The following is a 24558-nucleotide window of genomic DNA, read 5'->3' on the forward strand; positions in this document are numbered from 1 at the left end:
ACGCGCACAGAGCTCGGGCAGTATCTCCATGCCCTGAAATTTGTCATGAGCAGGAGGACCCCCCATGCTGACCCGTCCCAGACTCCGCTCGGCCCTGACCGCTCTGGCCCTCGTCCTCGGCGCCCTCCTCGCGCCCGGCGTCGGCGTCCTCGGCGGCGGTGCGACCGAGGCGCACGCGGCCACCAAGCTCACCCACTCCCAGGCGACCTCCCGCTTCAGCTCCTCCGGCATCACGTGGTCGTCCTCGGGCGGGTGTTCCAACCGGAACGTCTCCACCTGCACGTCCTTCGACCAGCTGAACCTGGCCACGGCCCAGGGCGCCCAGACGCTGAAGAGCGCCACGGGCTGCGCACTCAACATCACCGGGGGCACCGAGACCGGCCACGCCAGTGGCACGTACTCGCACTGGAACGGCTACAAGCTCGACTTCGCCAAGACCACCTGCCTGACGAACTACGTGAAGGGCGTGTTCAGTTACATCGGGCTGCGTGGTGACGGCGCCCCTCAGTACAAGTCCGGATCCGGCAACGTCTACGCGGACGAGGGCAACCACTGGGACGTGACGTACTACAACTGCGGCGGCTGCTGACGCGCCGAGAACCCCGCTGGACGGTGTCCCCGCTCCGGTCGGAGCGGGGATATCCCGCACCCCCCCACCCCGCACCCCGCACCCCGCGCCCTGCGATCGGGTCAGGGCAGGAGCGCGGGAAGGACGCCCGTACCGAGGACGCCGGCCCGGTCGATGACGGTCCGGCCCTCCTTCAGCACCGCCAGGATGTGGGACGGCTCGCCCAGCGCCGCGATGTCGGTCAAGGGGTCGACGTCGGTGACCACCAGGTCGGCTGCTTTGCCGGCCTCCAGCGTGCCGGTCAGCTCGCCGACACCGCACAGCCGGGCGGCCTCGCGGGTCGCCGAGACGATCGCCGCCATCGGGGTCAGCCCCCCGAGGTCCACCAGCAGGCCCAGCTCCTTGAGGTTGTGGCCGTGCCCCACCGCCAGACCGCTGTCCGTACCCATGGCGATGCGGACGCCCGCCTCGGCGGAGCGTGCCACCGACTCCTGGGCGATCCGGTGCCAGCGCACCCCCTTCTCGTACGCGGAGGGCGAGGTGCGCGCCGGGTCGAGGTCCTGTGTCGTCTCCAGCAGTGTCGGTACGAGGTACTGGCCCCGGTCCACCATCTCCGCCCTCAGTTCGTCGTCCAGGGCGTAACCGTGTTCGATGCTGGTGACTCCGGACCGTACGGCCGCCTCGATACCGGGACGCCCGATGGCGTGCGCGGCGACCGGGAGGCCGCCGTAGGCCCGGGCCTCCTCGACCGCCGCCCTGATCATCTCCGGCCGTAGCCCCAGCCAGTCCGGCTGGTCGTGGGGAGAGGTGACGCCACCGCTGGTGGCCAGCTTGACGCAGTCGGCGCCGGCCGCGACGAGGTCGCGGACCCTGGCCCGCATGTCGTCGACGGACCCGACCAGGCTGGGCGGGGTCTCCGGGAAGGTGACGGCGACCGCGAGTCCGTCGATCCCGGAGGCAAGAGTGAAGTCGGCATGACCGGCCCGCTGGCTGAGCATGGTGACGGAGACCAGCAGCCGGGGCCCGGCGATCCTCCGCTCCGCGACGGCCTGCCGGAACCCGGCGTCCAGGCCCATCAGGTCCCGCGCGGTCGTCACCCCGTTCTCCAGCGTGACGCGCAGCCGTTCCAGCACCTTCAGCGTCCGGTAGGTCGGCAGCTCGTACAGGCCCTGGAGGGGATTGCCCGAGGGGCCCGGCAGGGCGAAGTGCACATGGGTGTCGATGAAGCCGGGACACACGGTCCGTCCGCCCAGTCCCAGCCGCCCGGCCGGTGAGAGGTCCGCCGGCAGCAGTCCGGCGGGGCCGGCCCACCGGATCGTCGTCCCCTGGATCAGCAGCGCGGCATCCGGTACGGGCGGGGCCCCCGTTCCGTCGATCAGGCGCAGGTCCTGGAGGAGAACCAGGTCACCGGGGTCCCCGGCGGGCGGTTCGTCGGGTGAGGACATCTGCCCACGATCCGCCCCGTGGTCCGGGCCCGCAGGCCGGACTGGGCCGTACGGGTGCCGGACAGGGCCCGGCCCGGACACCGCGGATCCGCGGCGTCCGGGCAGGCGTCGCGTGGGGACGGGTCAGGAGCCGACGCTCACCGTGAAGCGGCGCGGGTTCCCGTCGTGCGCCGCCCCCGAGACGTCCGGCTCACCGTCGGGGCGCACGTCGTCGTAGGGGAACGCGTACCCGATGGGGGAGTTCGCGTGGACGACGCGTGACCAGTGGTTCGTCACCGCGCCCTTGTAGTAGTCCGCGACCGTGGTCCCGTTGGGCTGCTGCGGGTGGCTGAGCATGATCGACCGGTTGAAGCCCGCCGCGATCCTGGCGAGCAGGGCCTTCTTGTCGTCGGAGTCGCCCAAGTTGTTCGTGAAGGGTCCGTGGTTGCAGGTGAAGATGTCCTTCGACGTCGGCTTCACGAAGGTGTGACCGCCCTCGAACGTCAGCGTGTCGCCGCTGACCCGGCCGGCCAGGGTGCCCCGGCCGCCCTGCAGGTCTATCCGCAGATCGGCGGAGCGGTACTTCTCCCAGACCTGGTCGATCTGCGCGGTGAACAGGTCGCGGAACGGCATCTGGTCGGGCCGGTCGAAGAACGGTGCCATCAGGTTCTGCGGAGATACGACCCGCAGCACCTTGCCGTCCTGTCCGCGGGTGACCAGCTTGTCCCAGGGCTGCCCGTCGGCTGCCGCCTGGGCCGTCAGGTCGTCCGCGATGCGCTGGACCGCGCCGTCCGGAAGGGGAGCCACGGTGTGCGTCGCGTCGCCCTCCAGGGTCAGACCGATCGGCAGCGCCGTCACCAGGTCGACGTAGCTGATGTTGGCGTACAGCTGTTGGGGATTGAAGGTGAACTCGCAGAACGACCAGGTGCGCCCGTAGTTGGGGTCCGTCGCCGTCGCGAAGGCGGGCTCGACCAGGGACGGCCCCGGGTTCAGGTAGAAGTCCAGCTTGTCGTCGCGCACGAAGTAGACCCGCGCCCCGTACATCTGCGGCAACGTCAGGACGACGGAGCCGGCGCCCGCCGCCTTCAGCGGGATGGCGCAGTCCACGGGCAGTGGCGTCTGCGGGGCGCCGGGGGAGTCGGGCCGGTAGACGCCGCCGTCCGCGCGGAGGAGGACCCAGCGGTCGGTGCCTTGTTCGTGGCCGGCGACGTAGGCGTGCACGGTGCCGGGCAACGAGCGGTTCTCCAGGGCCAGTTCACAGGTCGCTGCGGCGGCCGAGGTGCGCGGGCTCAGGGTGCTGCCCCAGAGCGGGTAGGTGAGCGCGGTCGCCGACGCGGCGGCGCCCGTCAGGAACGTTCCGCGTGAAATCACGAGGGAACTCCCGGGATGTGGGGGTCGCAGACAGGGCTGTGGGGTGTGGAGCGGGGAGGAGCGGCCGTGAGGTCGTCTGCGGTGCGCACTACTCTCGCGACGCCTCCCGCAAGCGTCAAGAGTTATGACTGAGAGCGCTCTCAGAGAGGTGTCGTTCTTCACAACTCGACGCCTCCAGGCGGGATTTCCCGACTCCGGGTCCGGATGGGGATGCGTAAGGTGAACAGGGCCCGAACGCGTCGGTGGATGCGGCGCGCGGATCGGGGGCCGCGAAGGTGGCGCGCACGGATCGGCCGGTGCGCCTCGCGGGCGAGGGCGGGACCGTGAGTGCGTCTCCGCGGGTGCCGGCCGGTCCTGCGGCCACGGCGTCTCGCGCGGGCGTCGAGCGGGCCCGGGGCCGTGCCGGATGTCCGTGCCGCACGGGTGAAGGCGTCACTGGTCCAAGGGGTGGTGCACCCCGGTCCGTTCCGGTCCGGCCTCTGCCATTGTGGTGTCACGGGTCGGCCGCCCCGGTGGAACCGCGGCGTGGCGCGCTGGCCTGCATTTGTCCGGGGCCACATCCAGGGGTTTGTCGAGGCCCTACAAAGCGGAAGCCCGCCGGGCTGGCGGATGGGCTGCATGGTGCCCGGATTCTGTCAGGTGTCACCAGGAAACCGGGCAGGAGACTGTGTGGAGTGGACGGCGGCTTTGTGCTGTCGGCTTCGTAGGGTCGGTACATGACCGTTGTGGACGAAATCCCGGCCGAGCCGAGCGACACGCGTGGCCGCGTGGCCGAACTGCTGGCGCTGCGCGAGCAGGCCCGGCGTGGACCGAGCGACCGGGCGACCGAGGCGCAGCACGCCAAGGGCAAGCTGACGGCCCGGGAGCGCATCGCGCTGCTGCTGGACGAGGGATCGTTCAAGGAGGTCGAGCAGCTGCGCCGGCACCGCGCGACCGGATTCGGCCTGGAGACGAAGAAGCCGTACACCGACGGTGTCATCACCGGCTGGGGGACGGTCGACGGCCGGACGGTGTTCGTCTACGCCCACGACTTCCGCATCTTCGGCGGCGCGCTGGGCGAGGCCCATGCCACCAAGATCCACAAGATCATGGACATGGCCATCTCGGCCGGTGCGCCGCTGGTCTCGCTGAACGACGGCGCCGGCGCCCGCATCCAGGAGGGCGTGTCCGCGCTCGCCGGGTACGGCGGGATCTTCCAGCGCAACACCCGGGCCTCCGGTGTCATCCCGCAGATCTCGGTGATGCTCGGCCCGTGCGCGGGCGGCGCCGCCTACAGCCCGGCACTGACGGACTTCGTCTTCATGGTCCGTGAGACCTCGCAGATGTTCATCACCGGACCCGACGTCGTCAAGGCGGTCACCGGCGAGGAGATCACGCAGAACGGCCTCGGCGGCGCCGACGTGCACGCCGAGACCTCGGGCGTCGCGCACTTCGCGTACGACGACGAGGAGACCTGCATCGCCGAGGTCCGCTACCTGATCGGGATGCTGCCCTCCAACAACCGGGAGAACCCGCCGGTCCACCCGAGCGACGACCCGGCCGACCGGCGCGGCGACGTCCTGCTGGACCTGGTCCCGGCCGACGGCAACCGCCCGTACGACATGCACAAGGTCATCGAGGAGCTCGTCGACGACGGCGACTTCCTGGAGATCCACGAGCGCTGGGCCCGCAACATCGTCTGCGCCCTGGCGCGGCTCGACGGCCAGGTCGTCGGCATCGTGGCCAACCAGCCGCAGGCCCTCGCGGGTGTCCTGGACATCGAGGCGTCCGAGAAGGCCGCGCGTTTCGTCCAGATGTGCGATGCGTTCAACATTCCCATCGTCACTCTGCTGGACGTACCCGGCTTCCTGCCCGGCGTCGATCAGGAGCACGGTGGGATCATCCGCCACGGTGCGAAGCTTCTGTACGCGTACTGCAACGCGACCGTGCCGAGGATCTCGCTGATCCTGCGCAAGGCCTACGGAGGCGCGTACATCGTCATGGACAGCCAGTCCATCGGTGCGGACCTCACCTACGCGTGGCCGACCAACGAGATCGCGGTGATGGGCGCGGAGGGTGCCGCCAACGTCATCTTCCGCCGTCAGATCGCGGACGCCGAGGACCCCGAGGCCATGCGGGCCCGCATGGTCAAGGAGTACAAGGCCGAGCTGATGCACCCCTACTACGCGGCCGAGCGCGGCCTGGTGGACGACGTCATCGACCCCGCCGAGACGCGCGAGGTGCTGATCGCCTCGCTCGAGATGCTCCGCAACAAGCACGCCGACCTGCCGTCCCGCAAGCACGGCAACCCGCCGCAGTAGTCGCAGCCGAAGCGGCCACCCCGCCCGCCCGCGACCACCTGCCCAGAAGACGGAGACACCACCATGAGCGTCACCCCCGCCGATTCGGTCCTGCGCGTCGAGAAGGGCCAGGCCGGCCCCGAGGAACTCGCCGCCATCACCGCGGTCCTCCTCGCCCGTGCGGCCGGCCGCGCCGACGCGCCCGCCCGCCGTGGCCGCGACACGGCCGGATGGCGCCGACTGGAGCGCACCCCTGGATTCCGTGCTCCGCACAGCTGGCAGGGCTGAGAACGGCCGCTGAGGCTGTTCCACGGCCCCGAGGGCCCCTGAAACGGACGAAGGCCCCGTACTCCTCCAAGGAGTACGGGGCCTTCGCCGTGCGACGGGGGGATCAGCGCAGCCGGGCCATGAGGGCGTGCTCGACCAGAGTGATCAGGGCGCTCTTGGCGTCCGCGCGGTGGCGGGCGTCCGTCGTCAGGATCGGAGTGTCCGGGCCGATCTGGAGTGCTTCGCGTACTTCGTCGGGGGTGTAGGGCTGGTGTCCGTCGAAGCCGTTGAGGGCGATGACGAAGGGGAGGCCGCTGTTCTCGAAGTAGTCGACCGCGGGGAAGCAGTCGGCGAGGCGGCGGGTGTCGACGAGGACGACGGCGCCGATGGCGCCGCGGACCAGGTCGTCCCACATGAACCAGAAGCGGTCCTGTCCGGGGGTGCCGAACAGGTACAGGATGAGGTCCTGGTCCAGGGTGATGCGTCCGAAGTCCATGGCCACCGTGGTGGTGGTCTTGTCCCCGGTGTGGGTCAGGTCGTCGATGCCCGCGGAGGCGGACGTCATCACGGCTTCGGTGCGCAGCGGATTGATCTCCGAAACGGCACCGACAAACGTGGTCTTACCCACGCCGAAGCCCCCTGCCACCACGATCTTCGCCGAGGTAGTGGAGCGGGCTGCTCCGCCGCTAGAGCTTGCGAAGTCCACTGAGCACCCTTTCGAGCAGTGTCACGGCTGGTTGGCCGCCGGCGGCCTCGTCGCCGCCGGGCTGATGAATAGCGACGAGTCCGGCCTCGGCCAGGTCGGCGACGAGGATCCGGGCAACGCCGAGGGGGATCGAGAGCAGGGCCGAGATCTCGGCCACCGACTTGATCTCGATGCAGAGCCGGCAGATCCGCTGGTGCTCGGGCAACTGCCCTTGGAGCCTCGACGGATCGGCCGTGGTGCTGACCAACGCCTCAATGGCGAGCTGGTAACGCGGCCGGGTCCGGCCGCCGGTCATTGCGTACGGACGGACCAGCGGGTTGTGCGCCGTGGGCTTCTCGGGCGCGGGCGCCTGCCGCTGGACGGGCTGGATGCGGGACGGCGGCGCCTCGTACCGCTGCGGAGGCCGCTGTTCGTGCTGCGGCTGCTGGTACTGGGGCTGCTGCTGCGGCCACCCGGGATCGGGCTGCTGCTGCCAGTCGCCGCCCTGCTGGGACCGCTGGTATGGCTGATACGGCTGGTAAGAGTCTTGCGGACCCTGTCTGCCGGGCATGGAGGGGGTGTTGAAACGGTTGTCACCCTGCTCACCCGGGACCCGCTGACCGCCCTCGTACGGGTGTCCGCCTGTGGGTGTCGCCACGTTTCCTCCTCCGACTGCCGGTCGCCATCCCAGTGGTGCCGCGCCACCGCACCTTATGGCGCGGTGACGAGAAACGCACTGTCTGTCTATTAGTTAAGAAGACTTCCCTGCAGCTCGGCGCGGAGATCCGGGGTGAGAACACTTCCTGCACGGTCTACGAGAAGTGCCATTTCGTATCCAACCAGGCCAATATCGGCATCCGGGTGGGCGAGGACGGCGAGTGAGGATCCGTCGGAGATGGACATGAGGAAGAGAAATCCTCGCTCCATCTCCACAACGGTCTGATTCACGGCACCGCCTTCGAAGATCCGGGAGGCGCCCGCGGTCAGCGACGTCAGACCGGAGGCGACGGCCGCCAGCTGGTCGGCGCGGTCACGCGGGAAACCTTCGGACATCGCCAGCAGGAGTCCGTCGGCGGAGACCACCACCGTGTGGGACACCCCTGGGGTGCTGTCCACGAAGTTGGTGATCAACCAGTTCAGATTCTGCGCCGCCTGGCTCATCGGGCTCACACTAACGCTCCTGGTTGTAGGTATTACTTGTGTCCGACCCCGCGGTACGTCCTCGCTGGACGCCGCGGCGCAGGTTGCTCAACCTGCCCCGCACGTCCTCCGGGGCGCGGGAGACCTGGGGGCCGCCCTGCTGGGTCTGCTCCGCAGTGCCCTCGACCAGATTGGCCTTGGGCACGCGCCGGGGGAGACCGGACGGGGTGATCCCGCCCGCCTTCGGATCCCGGAGATTCTCGGCCCGCTCCCAGCGCTCGTCGTTCGCCGAACGCCAGTCGTCGTCGCCGTTTCCGTCGGCGGTCTCCGCCTCCTGCTGCGGAGCCTCCGGCAGCGACCGCTGTTCCGGCACCGCGGGCTGATCGTTTCCGCGGCCTGTCGGCTGCCAGTGCTGCTGGCCCGCACCGCGGCGCGGGAGACCCGCTTCGGTCAGATCGTGACCAGGGCCGGGGATGGGTCCCGGGCGGTCGAAGCCTACGCTCTCCGGCTCCTCGGCGGGAGTGCTCGCCGCGGATTCCGCTTCGGTCTGCACCTGAGACTCGAAGGAACCCTGGTAGGACTCCTGCGCTGCCCATTCACCCTGGTGCGATTGGTCGCTCTGCGGCGCGAACTGGTCGGCGTACTGCTCCTGCCGGCCATCCTGAGCGGCATACGTGGGTTCCGTATAGCCGTTCTGCTGCGGCTCCTGGTAACCGTTCCCCGTGGCGTACGACTCGTACCCGCCCTCGTAGGCGGGCTGTGCGTACTCCTGCTGCCCCTGGGAGTACTGCCCCGGTGCGTACTGCTCCTGGGCGTACTGGCCCTGGCCGTACTGCTCCTGCTGGAAGCCCTGCTGTGGGGCGCCGTCGCCCTGGAAGGCCGCGCGCTCGCCGCCCGTCTGCGCCTCCAGAGCGGCACGCCGCTCCTCACGCATCAGCGAACGGTTGACCGGGTCCAGCTGCGGGGAGTCCGCCGCCGGGGTGTCGTAGCGCGAGTCGTCGAATCCGAGTTCCGCCGCCGTACGCATCGGAACCGGCTGCGGCATGGGGTCGAACGCCGGCGTCTGCTGCTGCTCGGGAATGATCGAGGAGACGGTGAAGTCCCCGTCGGGCGACGATTCGCCGCCGCCACCGTGGGTGATGGGGTCCGGCAGCATGACCAGGGACGTGGTGCCGGACTGCTCGCCCGAGGGGCGCAGCTGGACGCGGATGCCGTGCCGGTCGGCAAGCCGGCCGACCACGAACAGACCCATGCGCTGGGACACCGCGGCGTCCACGGTCGGCGGGTTGGCCAGCTTGTGGTTGATGTCGGCGAAGTCCTCGGCGGTGAGGCCGATGCCCTTGTCGTGGATCTCGACCATGACGCGTCCGTCGGGCAGCCGGGTCGCGGTGACGCGGACCTTGGTCTGCGGCGAGGAGAAGGTGGTCGCGTTCTCCAGCAGCTCTGCCAGCAGGTGCACGAGGTCGGTCACGGCCTGACCGTGGATCTCGCTCTCCGGAACACCGGTGAGCTCGATGCGCTCGTAGGACTCCACCTCGGACGATGCGGCGCGCAGCACGTCGACCAGCGGCACCGGCTGGTTCCAGCGGCGGCCCGGCTCCTCGCCGGCGAGGACGAGGAGGTTCTCGCCGTTACGGCGCATACGGGTGGCCAGGTGGTCCAGCTTGAAGAGGCTCTCCAGCTGGTCCGGGTCGGCCTCGTTGTTCTCCAGGTCGGTGATGAGGGTCAGCTGGCCCTCGATGAGCGACTGGTTGCGGCGCGACAGGTTGGTGAAGATCGCGTTGACGTTGCCCCGGAGCATGGCCTGCTCGGCCGCGAGCCGGACAGCCTCGCGGTGGACCTGGTCGAAGGCGCGGGCCACCTCGCCGATCTCGTCCTGGCTGTTGATCGGGATGGGCTGCACACGGGTGTCCACCCGGCCGGGCTCGGTCCGTGAGAGCTGGTCGACCAGCATCGGGAGGCGCTGCTCGGCAATGCTGAAGGCTGCCGTACGCAGCTGACGCATCGAGCGGCTCATCTGGCGGGCCATGAGCCCGGCGATGATGAAGGCCGCCAGCAGCGCGATGATCACGATCGCGGCGTTGACGATGGCGTCGTTCCTGGCGTCGGCCGAGATCTCCGCCGCCTCGGTCACCGCCTTGTCCACGAGCTCGTTCTCGACCGTGGTGTAGCCGTCGAACTTCGCGGTGGCCGCGGCCATCCAGGTCTCGGGCGTGATGCCCTTGGCCTTCAGCTCGTCCGGCTGCTTGCCCTGGCCGATCTGCTGTGCCATGCCGTCGAACACCGAACCGTCGATGCTCGGAGGCGAGACGAAGGGCTTCCCGGCGGCCCGCGCCTGGGCCTTGGCGGCCTTCAGCTGCTCGGCCCCCTCGGCGGCCTTGCCGGCCATGACTTCCTTGAGCCGGGCGGCGTCAGCCCCCGTGCCACCGGAGATGAACTCACCGAGGGCGATCTGCTCCAGGTAGTTGTACGAGCTGAACGCCGTGACCTGGCCGTTGAAGTTGCGCTCCTCCTGGCTCGGCCGCACCAGCAGGTGCATGCCGATCGAGCGCTGAAGCGATTCTGCGGCCTTGGCCAGCTCGAGCGCGTACACGGTCCGGCCGTAGCTCGTGATGTTGCCGGTGCCCAGGCCGAGCTCGTTGGAGAACTCCATGAGCGAGTGCTGGACCTTGGTGTAGCCCTCTTCCGTCTTCACCGGGTCCATGGCCTCGGCGTAGGCGGCCTTGCGCAACTCGGGGAGCAGCGGCTCCTCCACCTTGAACAGCTTCAGGCGGCGGTCGAGGCCCTCCTTGTCCGGCATGTCCTGCACGGCGGTGTCGAACTTCGCGGCGGCCGCGTCGGTGGTGGCACGCACCTCCTCGACCTCCGAGGCGGTGCGCTCGTTGGACAGCAGCGGCTGGGCGGTGAGGTCACGCTCGTTCAGCAGCGCCTGTCCGTATTCCCCGGCCGCTCGTACGATCAGCGCCGTCTTCTCGGCGTCCTGGGCCTCGTTCCAGGTGTCGACCGACGCCTTCACCTGGAAGCCGCCCATGACCAGGCCGACCAGCGCGGGTATCAGGAGAATCGCGTTCAGCCGGGTGGGCACCCGCCAGTTGCGTGGTGACAGGCGACTGGTGCTGCCACCCGCCGGCTCCGCCTGGGACGTGTCCGAAGGCGACACCGCGGCGCGCGGCGGGGTGAAGTTGCCCCGCTCCGGCTGCGCTGCGGAGCCCTCGTTGCCTCGCCTCACTCGACCAACAACCTCTCGGCGTCGGCACCTACGTTGTGCCGGATTATCGTTCAGGGGCCGTACTACTCGGTAGTTCGAGGCATTGCAGCACGCGGATGGGTCGCGTTCCAAACAGTCGGAATCTGTTATTCCGAGTGACGCCCGTCAAAGATAAAACGGGCATAAAGAGCGAGCCCCGTCAAAAGGCGAGGCTCGTGTGCGCGCAGCGGCACCGGGCGTACGCGCCGGGTGGCGATGACGGGACAATTCACTGTCGAAATGTTATGAACACGGGGGCGGATCGTGTCAAAGGACACAGGCCACCCCCGTGTGACTACAGCAACTTCCGTAGATCGATTCGGACTTGCCCTACTTCAGCCGGGCCATGAGGGCGTGCTCGACCAGGGTGATGAGGCCGCTCTTGGCGTCCGCGCGGTGGCGGGCGTCCGTCGTGATGATCGGTGCGTCGGGGCCGATCTGGAGTGCTTCGCGTACTTCGTCGGGGGTGTAGGGCTGGTGTCCGTCGAAGCCGTTGAGGGCGATGACGAAGGGGAGGCCGCTGTTCTCGAAGTAGTCGACCGCGGGGAAGCAGTCGGCGAGGCGGCGGGTGTCGACGAGGACGACGGCGCCGATGGCGCCGCGGACCAGGTCGTCCCACATGAACCAGAAGCGGTCCTGTCCGGGGGTGCCGAACAGGTACAGGATGAGGTCCTGGTCCAGGGTGATGCGTCCGAAGTCCATGGCCACCGTGGTGGTGGTCTTGTCCCCGGTGTGGGTCAGGTCGTCGATGCCCGCGGAGGCGGACGTCATCACGGCTTCGGTGCGCAGCGGATTGATCTCCGAAACGGCACCGACAAACGTGGTCTTACCCACGCCGAAGCCCCCTGCCACCACGATCTTCGCCGAGGTGGTTGCGCGGGCCGTACCCGTACCGCCGCTAGAGCTTGCGAAGTCCACTGAGCACCCTTTCGAGCAGTGTCACATCCGGCGCGCCGCCGGCCTCTCCGTTGCCCGGCTGGTGGATGGCCACCATGCCGGCTTCCGCCAGGTCCGCCACGAGGATCCGCGCCACGCCCAGGGGCATGGACAGCAGGGCCGAGACCTCGGCCACCGACTTGACCTCACGGCAGAGGTGGCAGATCCGCTGGTGCTCGGGAAGCAGCGTCCCGAGGTGAGCGGGGTCTGCCGTGGTGCTGACCAGCGCCTCTATGGCGAGCTGGTAACGCGGCCGGGTCCGGCCGCCGGTCATTGCGTACGGACGGACCAGCGGCTGGTCGCCTTCACCGTCGTACGACGCGTGGTGCAGTGCGCCATACGGATCCGGTGAGGCGGGTGGCGGGGTCATAAATCCTCCGGGCGTGACAGCAGGGTGTCGTCTTGCCGTCTGAAGGTGGCCGGTGGGGGGACTCGTGCGGCCGGATGGGTGAGGGTTTTGAGTAGTACCTGGGGGGATCGTGTCAGTCGTCTGCCGCATGGCCGGCTAGTGGAGCAGACTGCCTTGTAGCTCGGCGCGGAGATCCGGTGTGAGGACGGTCCCCGCGCGGTCGACGAGAAGGGCCATCTCGTATCCGACCAGGCCGATGTCCGCGTCCGGGTGGGCGAGGACGGCGAGTGACGATCCGTCGGAGATGGACATGAGGAAGAGGAAGCCCCTCTCCATCTCCACGACCGTCTGGCTCACGGCGCCGCCTTCGAAGATCCGGGAGGCGCCCGCCGTCAGCGACGTCAGACCTGACGCGACGGCCGCCAGCTGATCGGCGCGGTCACGCGGGAAACCTTCGGACATCGCCAACAGCAGGCCATCCGCGGAGACCACCACCGTGTGGGACACCCCTGGGGTGTTGTCCACGAAGTTGGTGATCAGCCAGTTCAGATTCTGCGCGGCCTGACTCATGGGGCTCAACTAACGCTCCTGCTGGTGAGTGGGGCCGAGATGGAAACTGCCGGTAGACGAGCCGTTGTTGGCCTGTCGTCCCTGCTGGATGCCCCGGCGGAGATTTGTCAGACGGCCGCGTACGTCATCGGGCGCACGCGAAACCTGGGGTCCGGACTGATGATTCTGCTGCTGGGCGGTGCCCGGTACCAAATTGGCACGTGGGACCCTGCGAGGCAGCCCGGACGTAGTGATCCCGCCCGCGGCGGGCTTCTTGACCCGCTCCGCCTGCCGCACGAGCTCGTCGTTGGGCGAAGCGCGCCAGGAACTCGTGACGCCGGTGTCAGCCGCACCACGCCTGGGCATGGGCGGAGCCGGGTTCCCGACGGGCTGGGGAGCGACCGGTGCCTGCGGCTCGGCCGCGGGCGGCTGCTGGCCGCCCTGCTGCGCGCCGTGGAACCAGTTCGTCTCCAGCGTGTCGAACAGCGGCGTGCGCCCGTCACCCGGGCCGGCGGGCGGAAGTACCTCTTGCTGCTGCAGCGCAGGCCGCTGCGGCAGGCCGGCCGCGGGAGGGGCCGGATGCCGCGGTGCGCCGAAGTCGGCGTCGTCCTGCCGCTGCGGTGCCTGGGCGCCGTAGCCCTGGCCCTGCGGCATAGGCGCGTCGAAGTCCGGGCGGGCGAACTGCGCGGTACTCGCCGCGTCCGGGACCTGCGGTGCCTGCGGCGCGGAGAAGTCCGGACGGGCGAACTCAGCCGTGGCACCGTATCCCTGACGGTCGTTCACCTGGGGGCGCTGGTTCGGCGGGCTGAACTGCTGGTTCGGGGCGGAGCTGCCCGGCCGCGCGAAGCGTCCGGCGTCCGCCTCCTCGTGACCGCGCGGGACGTCCGGCTGCGGGCGCCGCTGGGCGCCCTGCTCCTCGGTGCCCCAGTTCGTGGTCTGCGGGTGCTGCGGGTGCTGCGCGTTGCCGCCGGGCAGTTCGGCCCGCGGCCCGCCGGACGGCGGCAGCTGGCGGTCGGGGCCACCGGGCTGCTGCGGGGCGCCCTGGCCGAACTGGGCCTGCTGCGGCTGCGGAGCCTGCCGCGCGGGCGGGCCGCTCTGCTGGCCCTGCTGCGATCCGGAGTGGCCGAAGAGGTTGGGCCGGTTCGGGTCCGTACCTGCCGATCCGTCCTGCGGCCCGCGTGCGCCCATCCGGGCACCGCCGCCGAAGGCTCCGGAGAGTCCGCCTCCCTGACGCGGTGCCTCCGCGCGGCCCTGGCCCGGGAGACCGGGGGCCTGCTGGTTGCCGAACTGCTGGCCGTTGTCCTGCTGCGGCTGGCGCGGTCCGCCGTCGCGCGAGGGGAGCGCGGCCCGCGGCGCGGAACCCGCACCGACCTGGCCGAGCGGAGCGGACGAGCCCAGGCCCTTGGCGGGAGCCCCCGCGGGACCTCCGAGACCGGGACGCTGTCCGCCGCCGGGAGCGCCGCCCGCGAGGAGTCCGCCGGGGGCGCCGCCCTGCTGGCCCTTGCCCTGCTTCGGTGGCTGCTTGCCGCCGTGCGCGACCTCCATGGGCAGCATGACGAGCGCGGTCGTACCACCGGAGTCGGAGGGGCGCAGCTGGATCCGGATGCCGTGACGCAGGGACAGACGGCCGACCACGAACAGACCCATGCGGCGCGACACCGAGACGTCCACGGTCGGCGGCGAGGCCAGCCGCTCGTTGATCGCGGCCAGGTCCTCGGGGGAGAGGCCGATGCCGGTGTCGTGGATCTCGACGAGCACACGGCCGTCGGGCAGCGCGTGACCCGTGACCCGGACCTTGGTCTGCGGCGAGGAGAACGACGTGGCGTTCTCCAGGAGCTCGGCGAGCAGGTGCACGAGGTCGTTGACGACGCGGCCGGCCACTTCGGTGGCCGGTACCGCGGCCAGTTCGATGCGCTCGTACTGCTCCACCTCGGAGGCGGCGGCACGGAGCACGTCGACCAGCGGCACGGGCCGGGTCCACCGGCGGCCGGGCTCCTCGCCCGCGAGGACGAGGAGGTTCTCACCGTTCCGGCGCATACGGGTCGCGAGGTGGTCGAGCTTGAAGAGCGAGGACAGCTGGTCCGGGTCGGCCTCGCGGGACTCCAGTTCGGAGATGAGCGACAGCTGACGCTGGATGAGGCCCTGGCTGCGGCGCGAGAGGTTGGTGAACATCGCGTTGACGTTGCCTCGCAGCAGCGCCTGCTCGGCGGCCAGTCGGACCGCCTCGCGGTGCACGTCGTCGAAGGCCGCGGCCACCTTACCGATCTCGTCGCGGGAGTGGACACCGACCGACTCGACGGAGGTGTCGACGTCCTGCGGGTCCGTCTCGGAGAGCTGCTTGACCAGCTCGGGCAGACGGTCCTGGGCGACCCGGGTCGCGGTGTCCTGCAGGCGGCGCAGCGAGCGGATCATGGACCGCGCCACGACGAAGGCACCGACGAGCGACACGCCGAGGACCAGAAGGATGATCGCACCGTTGAGGATGGCGTCCCGCTGGGACTCGTCACGCAGTTCGCGGGCTTTGCTCTCCATGTCACCGAGGAGGGTCGCCTCGATGGTCTTCATGGCCTGGATCTTGTTGGAGCTCTGGTCGAACCAGTCCATGTACGTACGAGGCTTGTTGCCCTCCATGCCCAGTGGGCTGTCGAGCACCTTCTTCGCGTACATGTCGGCGGCCTTGATCTCCGGGTTGCCGTTGTCCAGCGGCGCCAGGAGATCGGAAGAGCTCTTGCCGGTCGACTCGTAGGTCGACTCGAACGTCTGGAGTGTCGTGTCGGCCTTGTGGAGCGCGTTGCGGCCGAACGCCTTGTCGTTGTCGTTCAGGTGTGTCTTGGTGCTGTCGCCGCCGGGGAGGGCGGCGGCGATGATCGCCCGTTCGACCGAGGCGTACTCCTTGGAGGAGGAGAAGGCGGCCAGGGCCCGGGTGCGCTTGATCATCTCCGGGTTGCTGGTGGCCTGCGCCATGTCCTGGGAGAGGCTCAGCAGAGAGGTGATCAGCTGGCTGTACTGGTCGACCGTGTTGAGGCTCGGCGAGTCCTCGGCGTAGGCGTCCTTGCGGATGCCCGTGATGTTGCCGAGCTGGTTGCTGATCTGGCCGACGCTCGCGCGGATGCTGTCCAGCGCCGCGTCGCCCTGCGTGTTGTCGATCTCGTCCGTGGCGGCGAGGAAGGCCGCCTTGGCACGGTCGGTGCGCTTGCGGGGCTCCGTGACCTGGAAGTCGGTCGCCTTCACGCCGCTCGACAGCGGACCGGCCGACTTGTCGCGCTCGTACTGGAGCGCGTCGGCGAGAGCGGTCGCCTGCTTGGTCATCTTGGTGAGCAGCTGCATGTGCTCCAGCTGGTCGATGTCGTTCATCGACTCGTTGATGCGCAGTCCGCCCAGGGTGGTCGCGGCGACCACGGGGAGGGCGAGCAGGGAGACCAGTCGCGTGCTGATGCGCCAGTTGCGCAGGGCTATGCGTGAGCCGGTGTTGCTGGGGCCCGCCGGCTTGAGGGGCGCCGTGGCGTCCGCACCGGTGCCGCCCTGGGATCCCGTGCGCTGCGCCTGGTCGCCACCGTCACCAGCGGGGCTTTGGGAATTCTGGGCGTGCTGGGGTGAGGAACCGCGGTCGTTCCCGCCGCGCGGCTCCTGATCCGCCGGAGCTTCCCCTCGGCCCTGGCGGGGCTGGGGCGACCCCATGCCATCCCTCTTGAAACGTCCCTGCACTAGCGTCGCAACCTCTGGACCAGGCGTCCCTCCGCGCGTGGCGCGGCAGGACGGTGTCGGCGTCGTGGGGCGCTGGACGCGCCCCATGGTGGTCGTGAGTGACCGGCGTACTTCCCCCTCCCGCCGCCACTCGGCGCTGCGTTGCGCCCCTGCGCGCTGGGCCTGAAACCCGCGGCGGTGCGTGGAATTCCAGCACAGTGGAGGATCTCCAACAAGGCCCACGTACCGGGCTGTGACCTGTATGACACGGTGTGATGGGTGAGTAACAAGGCGTGGATCGTGTTCAGGGTCAAATGGGGTGAATAGGGGTGCCTCTGATGGGGCTGACGGGTGTCCCAGACGACATGATCGGGAGCGGAATGACAGATTCAGTGACGGATTGTCCGCTTCGCCTCACGCGATCCACTGTCCGCGATGGGCGGTTTGTCGCTCACTTCGTGAGCAAACTCACATGATGATCGACGTCTCTTCCCGGCCCGGGCGGGGAATCGGATGTTTAGCCTGACGCTTTACAGGGATAGCGAATCCGACAACCGGCGCCCCTCCTGGTGGCGCCCCAGCGGCAAGGGCCCATACGGCAGATGAAGACGACGATGACGTTCCGCAACATTGCCAACCCCCGGCGCACCACGCTGGCGCACCTCGACGGCGCCGGGACACTGCACACGCCGGAACAGCCGGAGCACGCCGTCGACCTGCCGACCCAGACGGCCAACCCCCGCCGCACCATCCTCATGGAAGCCCCGGTCGCGGCAGCCCGCTGACTGGCGGCCCGACGCCCGCGCCGTTTGCCCAGGTGGCCTCCGCGCCGACCCGCTCGCGCCGTCGGACCGAAAGCCCCCGGGCCCGAAGCCCTCGCAGCCCCGCTGTGAGGGCTTTCGCGCGCCCGCGTCGGCACGCCCGGACGACGCCCGTCATGGGGGCGGAGCCCGCCGGGCGAGGCGATAGCCTGGAGCGTCAGTCTTCAGCCAGCAAGTGAGGGGCTACAGCTTCCCGTGCGCATCGCCAGGTTCTCCATCGACGGCAATGTCGCCTTCGGCGCGGTCGAGGGCGACAGCCCCGACAGCCTCGTCCTCGACATCATCAAGGGCATCCCGTACGCCGACTTCGAACTCTCCGGGACCAAGGTCCCGCTGAAGAAGGTCCGGCTGCTTCCGCCCGTGCTTCCGAACAAGGTCGTGGCCATCGGCCGTAACTACGCGGAACACGCCGCCGAGATGGGCAACGAGGTCCCGGACGTCCCCGTGGCCTTCTTCAAGCCCACCACCTCGGTGATCGGCTCGGGCGACGCCATCGAGTACCCCTCGTTCTCCGACGAACTGCACCACGAGGCGGAACTCGCCGTGGTGATCGGGCGCATGTGCCGCGAGGTCCCGCGCGAGCGGGTCAAGGACGTCATTTTCGGCTACACCTGTGCCAACGACGTCACCGCCCGCGACGTCCAGCGTCGCGAGAGTCAGTGGGCCCGGGCGAAGGGCTTCGACACCGCGTGCCCGCTCGGCCCCTGGGTGGAGACCGACGTCGACCCCGGCAACCTGGCCATCCAGGCCACGGTCAACGGCGAGCAGCGACAGCTCGGCCGGACCAGCGACATGATCCGCTCCGTGGAGGACCTGGTCGTCCACATCACGGAGGCCATGACGCTGCTCCCGGGCGACGTGATCCTCACGGGGACCCCCGCGGGCGTCGGACCCCTGCACGTCGGCGACGAGGTCGCCGTCACCATCGAAGGCATCGGCACTCTCACCAACAAGGTGATCAAGCGTGGCTAACCCCCCTGTCCGTGTACGTTTCTGTCCCTCCCCGACCGGTAACCCCCACGTGGGCCTGGTCCGGACGGCTCTCTTCAACTGGGCCTTCGCCCGGCACCACCAGGGCACCCTGGTCTTCCGCATCGAGGACACCGACGCGGCCCGCGACTCCGAGGAGTCGTACACGCAGCTGCTCGACTCGATGCGCTGGCTCGGCCTCGACTGGGACGAGGGCCCCGAGACCGGTGGCCCGCACGCGCCCTACCGCCAGTCGCAGCGGATGGACCTCTACAAGGACGTCGCCGAGAAGCTCCTGGCCGCCGGGCACGCGTACCCGTGCTACTGCACCACCGAGGAGCTCGACACCCGTCGTGACGCCGCCCGTGCCGCCGGCAGGCCCTCGGGCTACGACGGCCACTGCCGCGACCTGAGTGACGCGCAGAAGGCGGCGTACGAGGCCGAGGGCCGTACCTCGATCGTGCGCTTCCGGATGCCCGACGAGGCGATCACCTTCACCGACCTGGTCCGCGGTGACATCACCGTCCAGCCGGAGAACGTGCCGGACTACGGCATCGTCCGCGCCAACGGCGCGCCCCTCTACACGCTCGTCAACCCGGTCGACGACGCGCTGATGGAGATCACCCACGTCCTGCGCGGCGAGGACCTGCTCTCCTCCACCCCGCGCCAGATCGCCCTCTACCGGGCGCTCATCGAGCTGGGCATCGCCAAGTACACGCCCGCCTTCGGCCACCTGCCGTACGTCATGGGGGAGGGCAACAAGAAGCTCTCCAAGCGTGACCCGCAGGCCTCGCTCAACCTCTACCGCGAGCGCGGCTTCCTCCCCGAGGGTCTGATCAACTACCTCTCACTGCTGGGCTGGTCGATCGCGGAGGACCGCGACATCTTCGGCCGCGACGAACTGGTGGCGGCGTTCGACATCGCCGACGTCAACGCCAACCCGGCGCGCTTCGACCTGAAGAAGGCCGAGCACATCAACGCCGAGCACCTGCGGATGCTCGACGTGAAGACCTTCACCGAGGCGTGCGGCCCCTGGCTGAAGGCCCCCTTCGCGCCCTGGGCCCCCGAGGCCTTCGACGCGGAGCAGTTCGCCGAGATCGCCCCGCACGCGCAGACGCGCGTCACGGTCCTCTCGGACATCACGGCCAACGTGGACTTCCTCTTCCTGGACGAGCCCGTCCACGACGAGGCGTCCTGGGCGAAGGCCATGAAGGAGGGCTCCGACGCCCTGCTCGTCACGGCCCGCGCCGAGCTGACCGCGGCCGAGTGGAACGCCGAGGCGCTCAAGACGGCCGTCCTCACCGCCGGCGAGAAGCACGGCCTGAAGCTCGGCAAGGCGCAGGCGCCGGTCCGTGTCGCCGTCACCGGCCGCACGGTCGGCCTGCCGCTCTTCGAGTCCCTGGAGATCCTGGGCCGCGAGAAGACGATCGCCCGCATCGACGCGGCGCTGGCGAAGCTCGCGGCGTAGCGGTCGCGGTGTCGCGGTGGGCGGTCACGGGCACTCCCGTGACCGCCCACCGGCGTTTCCAGGACAGCCGGTGTGTGCGACAGGACCCGTGTTCCCGGTCGGCCCGCATCGGGCGCACGACGCGAGTAGGTTCGCTCCATGGCCATCCGCGCGGTTCTCTGGGACGTCGACGACACGATCTTCGACTATGCGGGCGCGGACCGCACCGGTTTCCTCACGCACCTGCGGGCCGAGGGTCTCCCCGACGACGGCGAGGACCACCACGCGCGGTGGATGAGCATCACCTCTGCCCACTGGGCCCGGGTCGCCACCGGCGAGTCCGACTGGCACGCACACCGCAGGGACCGGGTCAGGGACTTCCTCGGCCGCGAGCTGAGCGACCGGGAGGCCGACGCCTGGTTCACCCGCTACACCGGGCACTACGAGCGGTCCTGGGTGCTCTTCCCCGACACCGTGCCCGTGCTGGACGCGCTGGAGGACACGCACCGGCACGCCGTGCTGTCGAACTCCTCGGTCGAGCACCAGGAGCGCAAGCTGCGGGTGCTCGGCGTGCGTGACCGCTTCGAGGTCCTGCTGTGCGCGCGGGAGCTGGGTGTCTACAAGCCGGACGCCAGGGCCTTCCACGCCGCCTGCGAGGCCATGGAGCTCGATCCGCACGAGGTGGTCTACGTAGGGGACGAGCCCGACATCGACGCCGCGGGAGCCGTGGCCGCCGGACTGACCGGGATCTGGCTGGACCGCAGGGGCAGGGGCGGGCGGCCCGAACTCGTCCGGATCACGGGCCTGGGCGAACTCCCCGGGCTACTGGCGGGCAATACCCGTTTTGGAGCGCCGGACACCTTCAGGTAATGTTCTTCCTGCGCCGCCCGAGCGGGCCGAAAGATCCGGCCGGGAAGCGCAGACAGAAACAACACCCGCAGGGGTTGCGTTTCAGTGGGCTATGGTGTAATTGGCAACACTACGGTTTCTGGTACCGTCATTCTAGGTTCGAGTCCTGGTAGCCCAGCGCAATAACAAGTAACAAGCCCCCGTTGTGTAGCGGCCTAGCACGCTGCCCTCTCACGGCAGTAGCGCCGGTTCGAATCCGGTCGGGGGTACAGATCCTTCCCGCGAGAACACCTGGGTCGCACCCACGTTCTCGCGGTGAGAATATCCGGCTAGCGCCGGGTGGAGGATCGCTAGGGCCCCCGTTGTGTAGCGGCCTAGCACGCTGCCCTCTCACGGCAGTAGCGCCGGTTCGAATCCGGTCGGGGGTACTCGTCACACCATGGGCTATGGTGTAATTGGCAACACTACGGTTTCTGGTACCGTCATTCTAGGTTCGAGTCCTGGTAGCCCAGCGCAAGTCAGCAGTAACCAAGCCCCCGTTGTGTAGCGGCCTAGCACGCTGCCCTCTCACGGCAGTAGCGCCGGTTCGAATCCGGTCGGGGGTACAACACGGCAGTAAGACAAGGGCCCTTCACCTCGGTGGGGGCCTTTTTTTCGTCTCCACCTGCCGACGCCCCGCCTGCTTCCTGCGCGGCGTACTGCTCCGACGTGTTCGGATCCGACACTGCCATCTTCCGTACAGTACGGGCGTGTTGGGCGAGGCGCCCGGCATCGCAAAGGGTGTCCGGGCGGATGAGGATCGCCGCAGGGGTGACCAACGAGTGGTGCGCGGGGGAGGGTTCGCTGTGCTCCAGTGCCGAACCGCTTCGCGCACCGGGCGCCGGGGGAGGGCGGGGTGCCGCGGAACCCGGAGGAATCACCGCGGGGATCCGGGAGGGGACACCGGAGTGAAGGGGGCCGCCACGGCGCTGGGGCGGCCTGGGAGAGGTCGGGGCCGGCGGGGAGGGGGAGACCTCAGCCCGTGCGGCGCAGGGCCTCACTGAGCCGGGCGGCCGAGTCGATGACGGCCTGGGCGTGCATGCGTCCCGGGTGGCGGGTGAGGCGCTCGATCGGTCCGGAGACGGACACCGCGGCGACCACGCGGTTCGACGGTCCGCGGACCGGCGCCGAGACGGAGGCCACGCCCGGCTCGCGCTCGCCGATGGACTGGGCCCAGCCGCGCCGGCGTACTCCGGAGAGGGCGGTCGCCGTGAAGCGGGCGCCCTGCAGCCCCCGGTGCAGGCGCTCCGGCTCCTCCCAGGCCATCAGGATCTGCGCGGACGAGCCCGCCTTCATGGTGAGTGTTGAGCCGACCGGCACCGTGTCCCGCAGGCCGGAGAGCCGCTCCGCCGCGGCCACGCAGATCCGCATGTCGCCCTGCCGGCGGTAGAGCTGCGCGCTCTCGCCGGTGATGTCGCGCAGATGCGTCAGTACGGGCCCTGCCGTCGCCAGGAGGCGGTCCTCGCCGGCCGCGGCCGCGAGCTCCGACAGCCGGGGGCCGAGAATGAAACGGCCCTGCATGTCCCTCGCCACCATGCGGTGGTGTTCGAGTGCCACGGCAAGTCTGTGTGCCGTAGGCCTTGCGAGCCCTGTCGCCGCGACCAGCCCGGCGAGGGTGGCCGGACCGGACTCCAGGGCGCTCAATACCAGAGCTGCCTTGTCGAGAACGCCGACGCCGCTAGAGTTGTCCATACGACGATACTCGCGTCTCACTCTGTGAAACGCAAGTTCAATTTTCCCCGGAAGTTGCGAACCTGTAGGAGCGGCCTTACCGGGGCTCGCAGCCACCGCCCCGCTCGGGGGTCCGGACGGCGGCACCCGAATCTCTAGTTGGGCCGGCGAAGACGCCGGCCGGAGGGAAAGCGATGGGTAGGACACTCGCGGAGAAGGTCTGGGACGACCACGTCGTCCGGCGCGCCGATGGCGAGCCCGACCTCCTCTTCATCGATCTGCACCTGCTGCACGAGGTGACCAGCCCGCAGGCGTTCGACGGTCTGCGCCAGGCAGGCCGCCCGGTCCGGCGTCTCGACCTCACCATCGCCACCGAGGACCACAACACCCCGACCCTCGACATCGACAAGCCGATCGCCGACCCGGTCTCCCGCGCCCAGCTGGAGACCCTGCGCAAGAACTGCGCGGACTTCGGAGTCCGGCTGCACCCGCTGGGAGACGTCGAGCAGGGCGTCGTGCACGTGGTCGGACCGCAGCTGGGCCTGACCCAGCCGGGCACCACGGTCGTCTGCGGCGACTCGCACACCTCCACCCACGGCGCGTTCGGCGCGCTGGCCTTCGGTATCGGCACCAGCCAGGTCGAGCACGTCCTGGCCACCCAGACGCTGCCCCTGGCCCGCCCCCGGACGATGGCGATCACCGTCGAGGGCGAACTCCCCGACAGCGTCACCGCCAAGGACCTGATCCTGGCCATCATCGCCCGGATCGGTACCGGCGGCGGCCAGGGCTACATCCTCGAATACCGCGGATCCGCCATCGAGAAGCTCTCGATGGAGGCCCGGATGACGATCTGCAACATGTCGATCGAGGCCGGTGCCCGTGCGGGCATGATCGCCCCGGACGAGACCACCTTCGACTACCTGCGGGGCCGTGACCACGCGCCCCAGGGCGAGGAGTGGGACGCGGCGGTGGAGTACTGGAGGACGCTGCGCACCGACGACGACGCCGTCTTCGACGCCGAGGTCGTCATCGACGGCCCGTCGCTCGCGCCGTTCGTCACCTGGGGCACCAACCCGGGCCAGGGCGCACCCCTGTCCGCCGACGTCCCCGACCCCGCTTCGTACGAGGACGCCTCGGAACGCCACGCCGCCGAAAAGGCCCTTGAGTACATGGGGTTGACCGCGGGCCAGCCGCTGCGCGAGATCAGCGTGGACACCGTGTTCGTAGGTTCGTGCACCAACGGGCGTATCGAGGACCTGCGCAACGTGGCCTCGATCATGGACGGCCGCAAAGTCGCCGACGGCGTACGGATGCTGGTCGTCCCGGGTTCGGTCCGGGTCGCCCTGCAGGCCGTCGAGGAGGGCCTGGACAAGGTCTTCATCGCCGCCGGCGCCGAATGGCGGCACGCGGGCTGTTCGATGTGCCTGGGCATGAACCCCGACCAGCTGGCCCCCGGTGAGCGCTCCGCCTCCACCTCGAACCGGAACTTCGAGGGCAGGCAGGGCAAGGGCGGCCGAACCCACCTGGTCTCCCCGCAGGTCGCCGCCGCGACCGCCGTGCTGGGCCATCTGGCCTCGCCCGCCGATCTGTCCGACGTCCGTACGCCCGCCGGAGTCTGAGAGCCATGGAAGCATTCACCGCACACACCGGCCGGGTCGTCCCGCTGCGGCGCAGCAACGTCGACACCGACCAGATCATCCCGGCCCACTGGCTGAAGAAGGTCACCCGCGACGGCTTCGAGGACGGACTCTTCGAGGCCTGGCGCAAGGACGGGAACTTCGTCCTCAACCGCCCCGAGCGCAAGGGCGCCTCGGTCCTGGTCGCCGGTCCGGACTTCGGTACGGGCTCCTCCCGCGAGCACGCGGTCTGGGCCCTGCAGAACTACGGCTTCAAGACCGTCATCTCCTCCCGGTTCGCCGACATCTTCCGTGGCAACTCCCTGAAGAACGGTCTCCTGACCGTCGTCCTCGACCAGAAGGTCGTGGACAGCATCTGGGAGCTGACCGAGGCCGATCCGACGGCCGAGGTGACCGTCGACCTCGAGAAGCGCCAGGTGCTGGCCGAGGGCATCACGGCCGACTTCGAGCTCGACGAGAACGCCCGCTGGCGGCTGCTGAACGGGCTGGACGACATCAGCCTCACCCTTCAGAACGAAGCGGACATTGCGACTTACGAGGCGGCCCGGCCGTCCCACAAGCCGCGCACGATTGACGTCTGAGCAGCGGTTTTCCCGAACTGCGCCTCCTGTCCTCGGACAGGGGGC

The 24558-nt window shown here is 69.6% G+C and carries 20 protein-coding genes and 5 tRNA genes; 14 read left to right on the forward strand and 11 right to left on the reverse strand.

Annotation, left to right across the window (positions count from 1 at the left end):
- Positions 1-64 precede the first annotated feature (64 nt).
- A complete protein-coding gene (locus ACFU5K_RS09525; RefSeq protein ID WP_384058598.1) occupies positions 65-589 on the forward strand; it encodes a hypothetical protein in 525 nt (174 codons plus the stop codon).
- A 101-nt stretch (positions 590-690) separates the two neighbouring features.
- Here the strand turns inward: ACFU5K_RS09525 and ACFU5K_RS09530 are convergent, their stop codons facing one another.
- A complete protein-coding gene (locus tag ACFU5K_RS09530; RefSeq protein ID WP_384058600.1) occupies positions 691-2013 on the reverse strand; it encodes an amidohydrolase family protein in 1323 nt (440 codons plus the stop codon).
- Between the two features lie 123 nt (positions 2014-2136).
- On the reverse strand, positions 2137-3363 hold the full coding sequence (locus ACFU5K_RS09535; RefSeq protein ID WP_384058602.1) for a glycoside hydrolase family 64 protein: 1227 nt from the start codon (positions 3361-3363) through the stop codon (positions 2137-2139).
- A 716-nt stretch (positions 3364-4079) separates the two neighbouring features.
- On the opposite strand from ACFU5K_RS09535, the gene ACFU5K_RS09540 reads away from it, so the two are divergent.
- Together ACFU5K_RS09540 and ACFU5K_RS09545 are read left to right on the forward strand one after the other, a co-directional pair.
- Positions 4080-5663, forward strand: coding sequence for an acyl-CoA carboxylase subunit beta (locus ACFU5K_RS09540; RefSeq protein WP_384058604.1), 1584 nt, complete (start codon positions 4080-4082; stop codon positions 5661-5663).
- Positions 5664-5726: 63 nt separating this feature from the next.
- Positions 5727-5930 (forward strand): acyl-CoA carboxylase subunit epsilon, encoded by a 204-nt coding sequence (locus tag ACFU5K_RS09545; protein ID WP_384058606.1) that lies wholly within the window; start codon positions 5727-5729, stop codon positions 5928-5930.
- 103 nt (positions 5931-6033) lie between these two features.
- Here the strand turns inward: ACFU5K_RS09545 and ACFU5K_RS09550 are convergent, their stop codons facing one another.
- The 8 genes from ACFU5K_RS09550 to ACFU5K_RS09585 form a co-directional block, all read right to left on the reverse strand.
- The gene (locus ACFU5K_RS09550; protein ID WP_014048542.1) at positions 6034-6615 is read right to left on the reverse strand and encodes an ATP/GTP-binding protein; all 582 of its coding nucleotides are present in this window, start codon (positions 6613-6615) and stop codon (positions 6034-6036) included.
- The gene (locus ACFU5K_RS09555; protein ID WP_384058608.1) at positions 6596-7252 is read right to left on the reverse strand and encodes a DUF742 domain-containing protein; all 657 of its coding nucleotides are present in this window, start codon (positions 7250-7252) and stop codon (positions 6596-6598) included. The genes ACFU5K_RS09550 and ACFU5K_RS09555 overlap by 20 nt, the downstream gene beginning before the upstream one ends.
- 89 nt (positions 7253-7341) lie before the next feature.
- Positions 7342-7755 carry a roadblock/LC7 domain-containing protein gene (locus ACFU5K_RS09560; RefSeq protein ID WP_327114137.1) on the reverse strand — a complete coding sequence of 138 codons (414 nt, stop codon included), beginning with the start codon at positions 7753-7755 and terminating at the stop codon, positions 7342-7344.
- Between the two features lie 10 nt (positions 7756-7765).
- Complete coding sequence (locus ACFU5K_RS09565) at positions 7766-10963, reverse strand: nitrate- and nitrite sensing domain-containing protein (protein WP_384058610.1); 3198 nt, start codon at positions 10961-10963, stop codon at positions 7766-7768.
- Between the two features lie 348 nt (positions 10964-11311).
- Positions 11312-11899 (reverse strand): ATP/GTP-binding protein, encoded by a 588-nt coding sequence (locus ACFU5K_RS09570; RefSeq protein WP_351276111.1) that lies wholly within the window; start codon positions 11897-11899, stop codon positions 11312-11314.
- Positions 11880-12287 carry a DUF742 domain-containing protein gene (locus ACFU5K_RS09575; protein WP_003966010.1) on the reverse strand — a complete coding sequence of 136 codons (408 nt, stop codon included), beginning with the start codon at positions 12285-12287 and terminating at the stop codon, positions 11880-11882. The genes ACFU5K_RS09570 and ACFU5K_RS09575 overlap by 20 nt, the downstream gene beginning before the upstream one ends.
- A gap of 135 nt (positions 12288-12422) precedes the next feature.
- A complete protein-coding gene (locus ACFU5K_RS09580; RefSeq protein WP_006127850.1) occupies positions 12423-12836 on the reverse strand; it encodes a roadblock/LC7 domain-containing protein in 414 nt (137 codons plus the stop codon).
- A 9-nt stretch (positions 12837-12845) separates the two neighbouring features.
- Entirely contained in the window at positions 12846-16493 is a 3648-nt protein-coding gene (locus ACFU5K_RS09585) for a nitrate- and nitrite sensing domain-containing protein (protein ID WP_384058611.1), read from the reverse strand.
- 608 nt (positions 16494-17101) lie between these two features.
- Between ACFU5K_RS09585 and ACFU5K_RS09590 the strand changes: the two genes are divergently transcribed.
- The 9 genes from ACFU5K_RS09590 (at position 17102) to ACFU5K_RS09630 (ending at position 21190) form a co-directional block, all read left to right on the forward strand.
- On the forward strand, positions 17102-17284 hold the full coding sequence (locus ACFU5K_RS09590; RefSeq protein ID WP_384058613.1) for a hypothetical protein: 183 nt from the start codon (positions 17102-17104) through the stop codon (positions 17282-17284).
- A 231-nt stretch (positions 17285-17515) separates the two neighbouring features.
- The gene (locus ACFU5K_RS09595; protein ID WP_327114127.1) at positions 17516-18292 is read left to right on the forward strand and encodes a fumarylacetoacetate hydrolase family protein; all 777 of its coding nucleotides are present in this window, start codon (positions 17516-17518) and stop codon (positions 18290-18292) included.
- Positions 18285-19757: a glutamate--tRNA ligase gene (gene gltX, locus ACFU5K_RS09600; RefSeq protein WP_384058615.1), complete on the forward strand. Its 1473-nt coding sequence runs from the start codon at positions 18285-18287 to the stop codon at positions 19755-19757. The genes ACFU5K_RS09595 and gltX overlap by 8 nt, the downstream gene beginning before the upstream one ends.
- 138 nt (positions 19758-19895) lie before the next feature.
- Positions 19896-20606, forward strand: coding sequence for an HAD family hydrolase (locus tag ACFU5K_RS09605; RefSeq protein ID WP_384058617.1), 711 nt, complete (start codon positions 19896-19898; stop codon positions 20604-20606).
- An 85-nt stretch (positions 20607-20691) separates the two neighbouring features.
- Positions 20692-20763: transfer RNA gene (locus ACFU5K_RS09610), tRNA-Gln, on the forward strand.
- An 18-nt stretch (positions 20764-20781) separates the two neighbouring features.
- Positions 20782-20854, forward strand: a tRNA-Glu gene (locus ACFU5K_RS09615).
- 86 nt (positions 20855-20940) lie between these two features.
- Positions 20941-21013, forward strand: a tRNA-Glu gene (locus ACFU5K_RS09620).
- A 12-nt stretch (positions 21014-21025) separates the two neighbouring features.
- A tRNA-Gln gene (locus tag ACFU5K_RS09625) sits at positions 21026-21097 on the forward strand.
- A gap of 20 nt (positions 21098-21117) precedes the next feature.
- Positions 21118-21190 (forward strand) — tRNA-Glu (locus tag ACFU5K_RS09630).
- Positions 21191-21599: 409 nt separating this feature from the next.
- Here the strand turns inward: ACFU5K_RS09630 and ndgR are convergent.
- Positions 21600-22316 (reverse strand): IclR family transcriptional regulator NdgR, encoded by a 717-nt coding sequence (ndgR, locus tag ACFU5K_RS09635; protein ID WP_003966003.1) that lies wholly within the window; start codon positions 22314-22316, stop codon positions 21600-21602.
- A gap of 173 nt (positions 22317-22489) precedes the next feature.
- Between ndgR and leuC the strand changes: the two genes are divergently transcribed.
- Both leuC and leuD read left to right on the forward strand, forming a co-directional pair.
- Positions 22490-23914, forward strand: coding sequence for a 3-isopropylmalate dehydratase large subunit (gene leuC, locus ACFU5K_RS09640; RefSeq protein ID WP_384058619.1), 1425 nt, complete (start codon positions 22490-22492; stop codon positions 23912-23914).
- 5 nt (positions 23915-23919) lie between these two features.
- Positions 23920-24513 (forward strand): 3-isopropylmalate dehydratase small subunit, encoded by a 594-nt coding sequence (gene leuD / locus ACFU5K_RS09645; RefSeq protein ID WP_384058621.1) that lies wholly within the window; start codon positions 23920-23922, stop codon positions 24511-24513.
- The last annotated feature ends 45 nt before the right edge of the window (positions 24514-24558 follow it).

It is taken from the genome of Streptomyces sp. NPDC057428 (assembly GCF_042803195.1).
Taxonomy (GTDB): domain Bacteria; phylum Actinomycetota; class Actinomycetes; order Streptomycetales; family Streptomycetaceae; genus Streptomyces.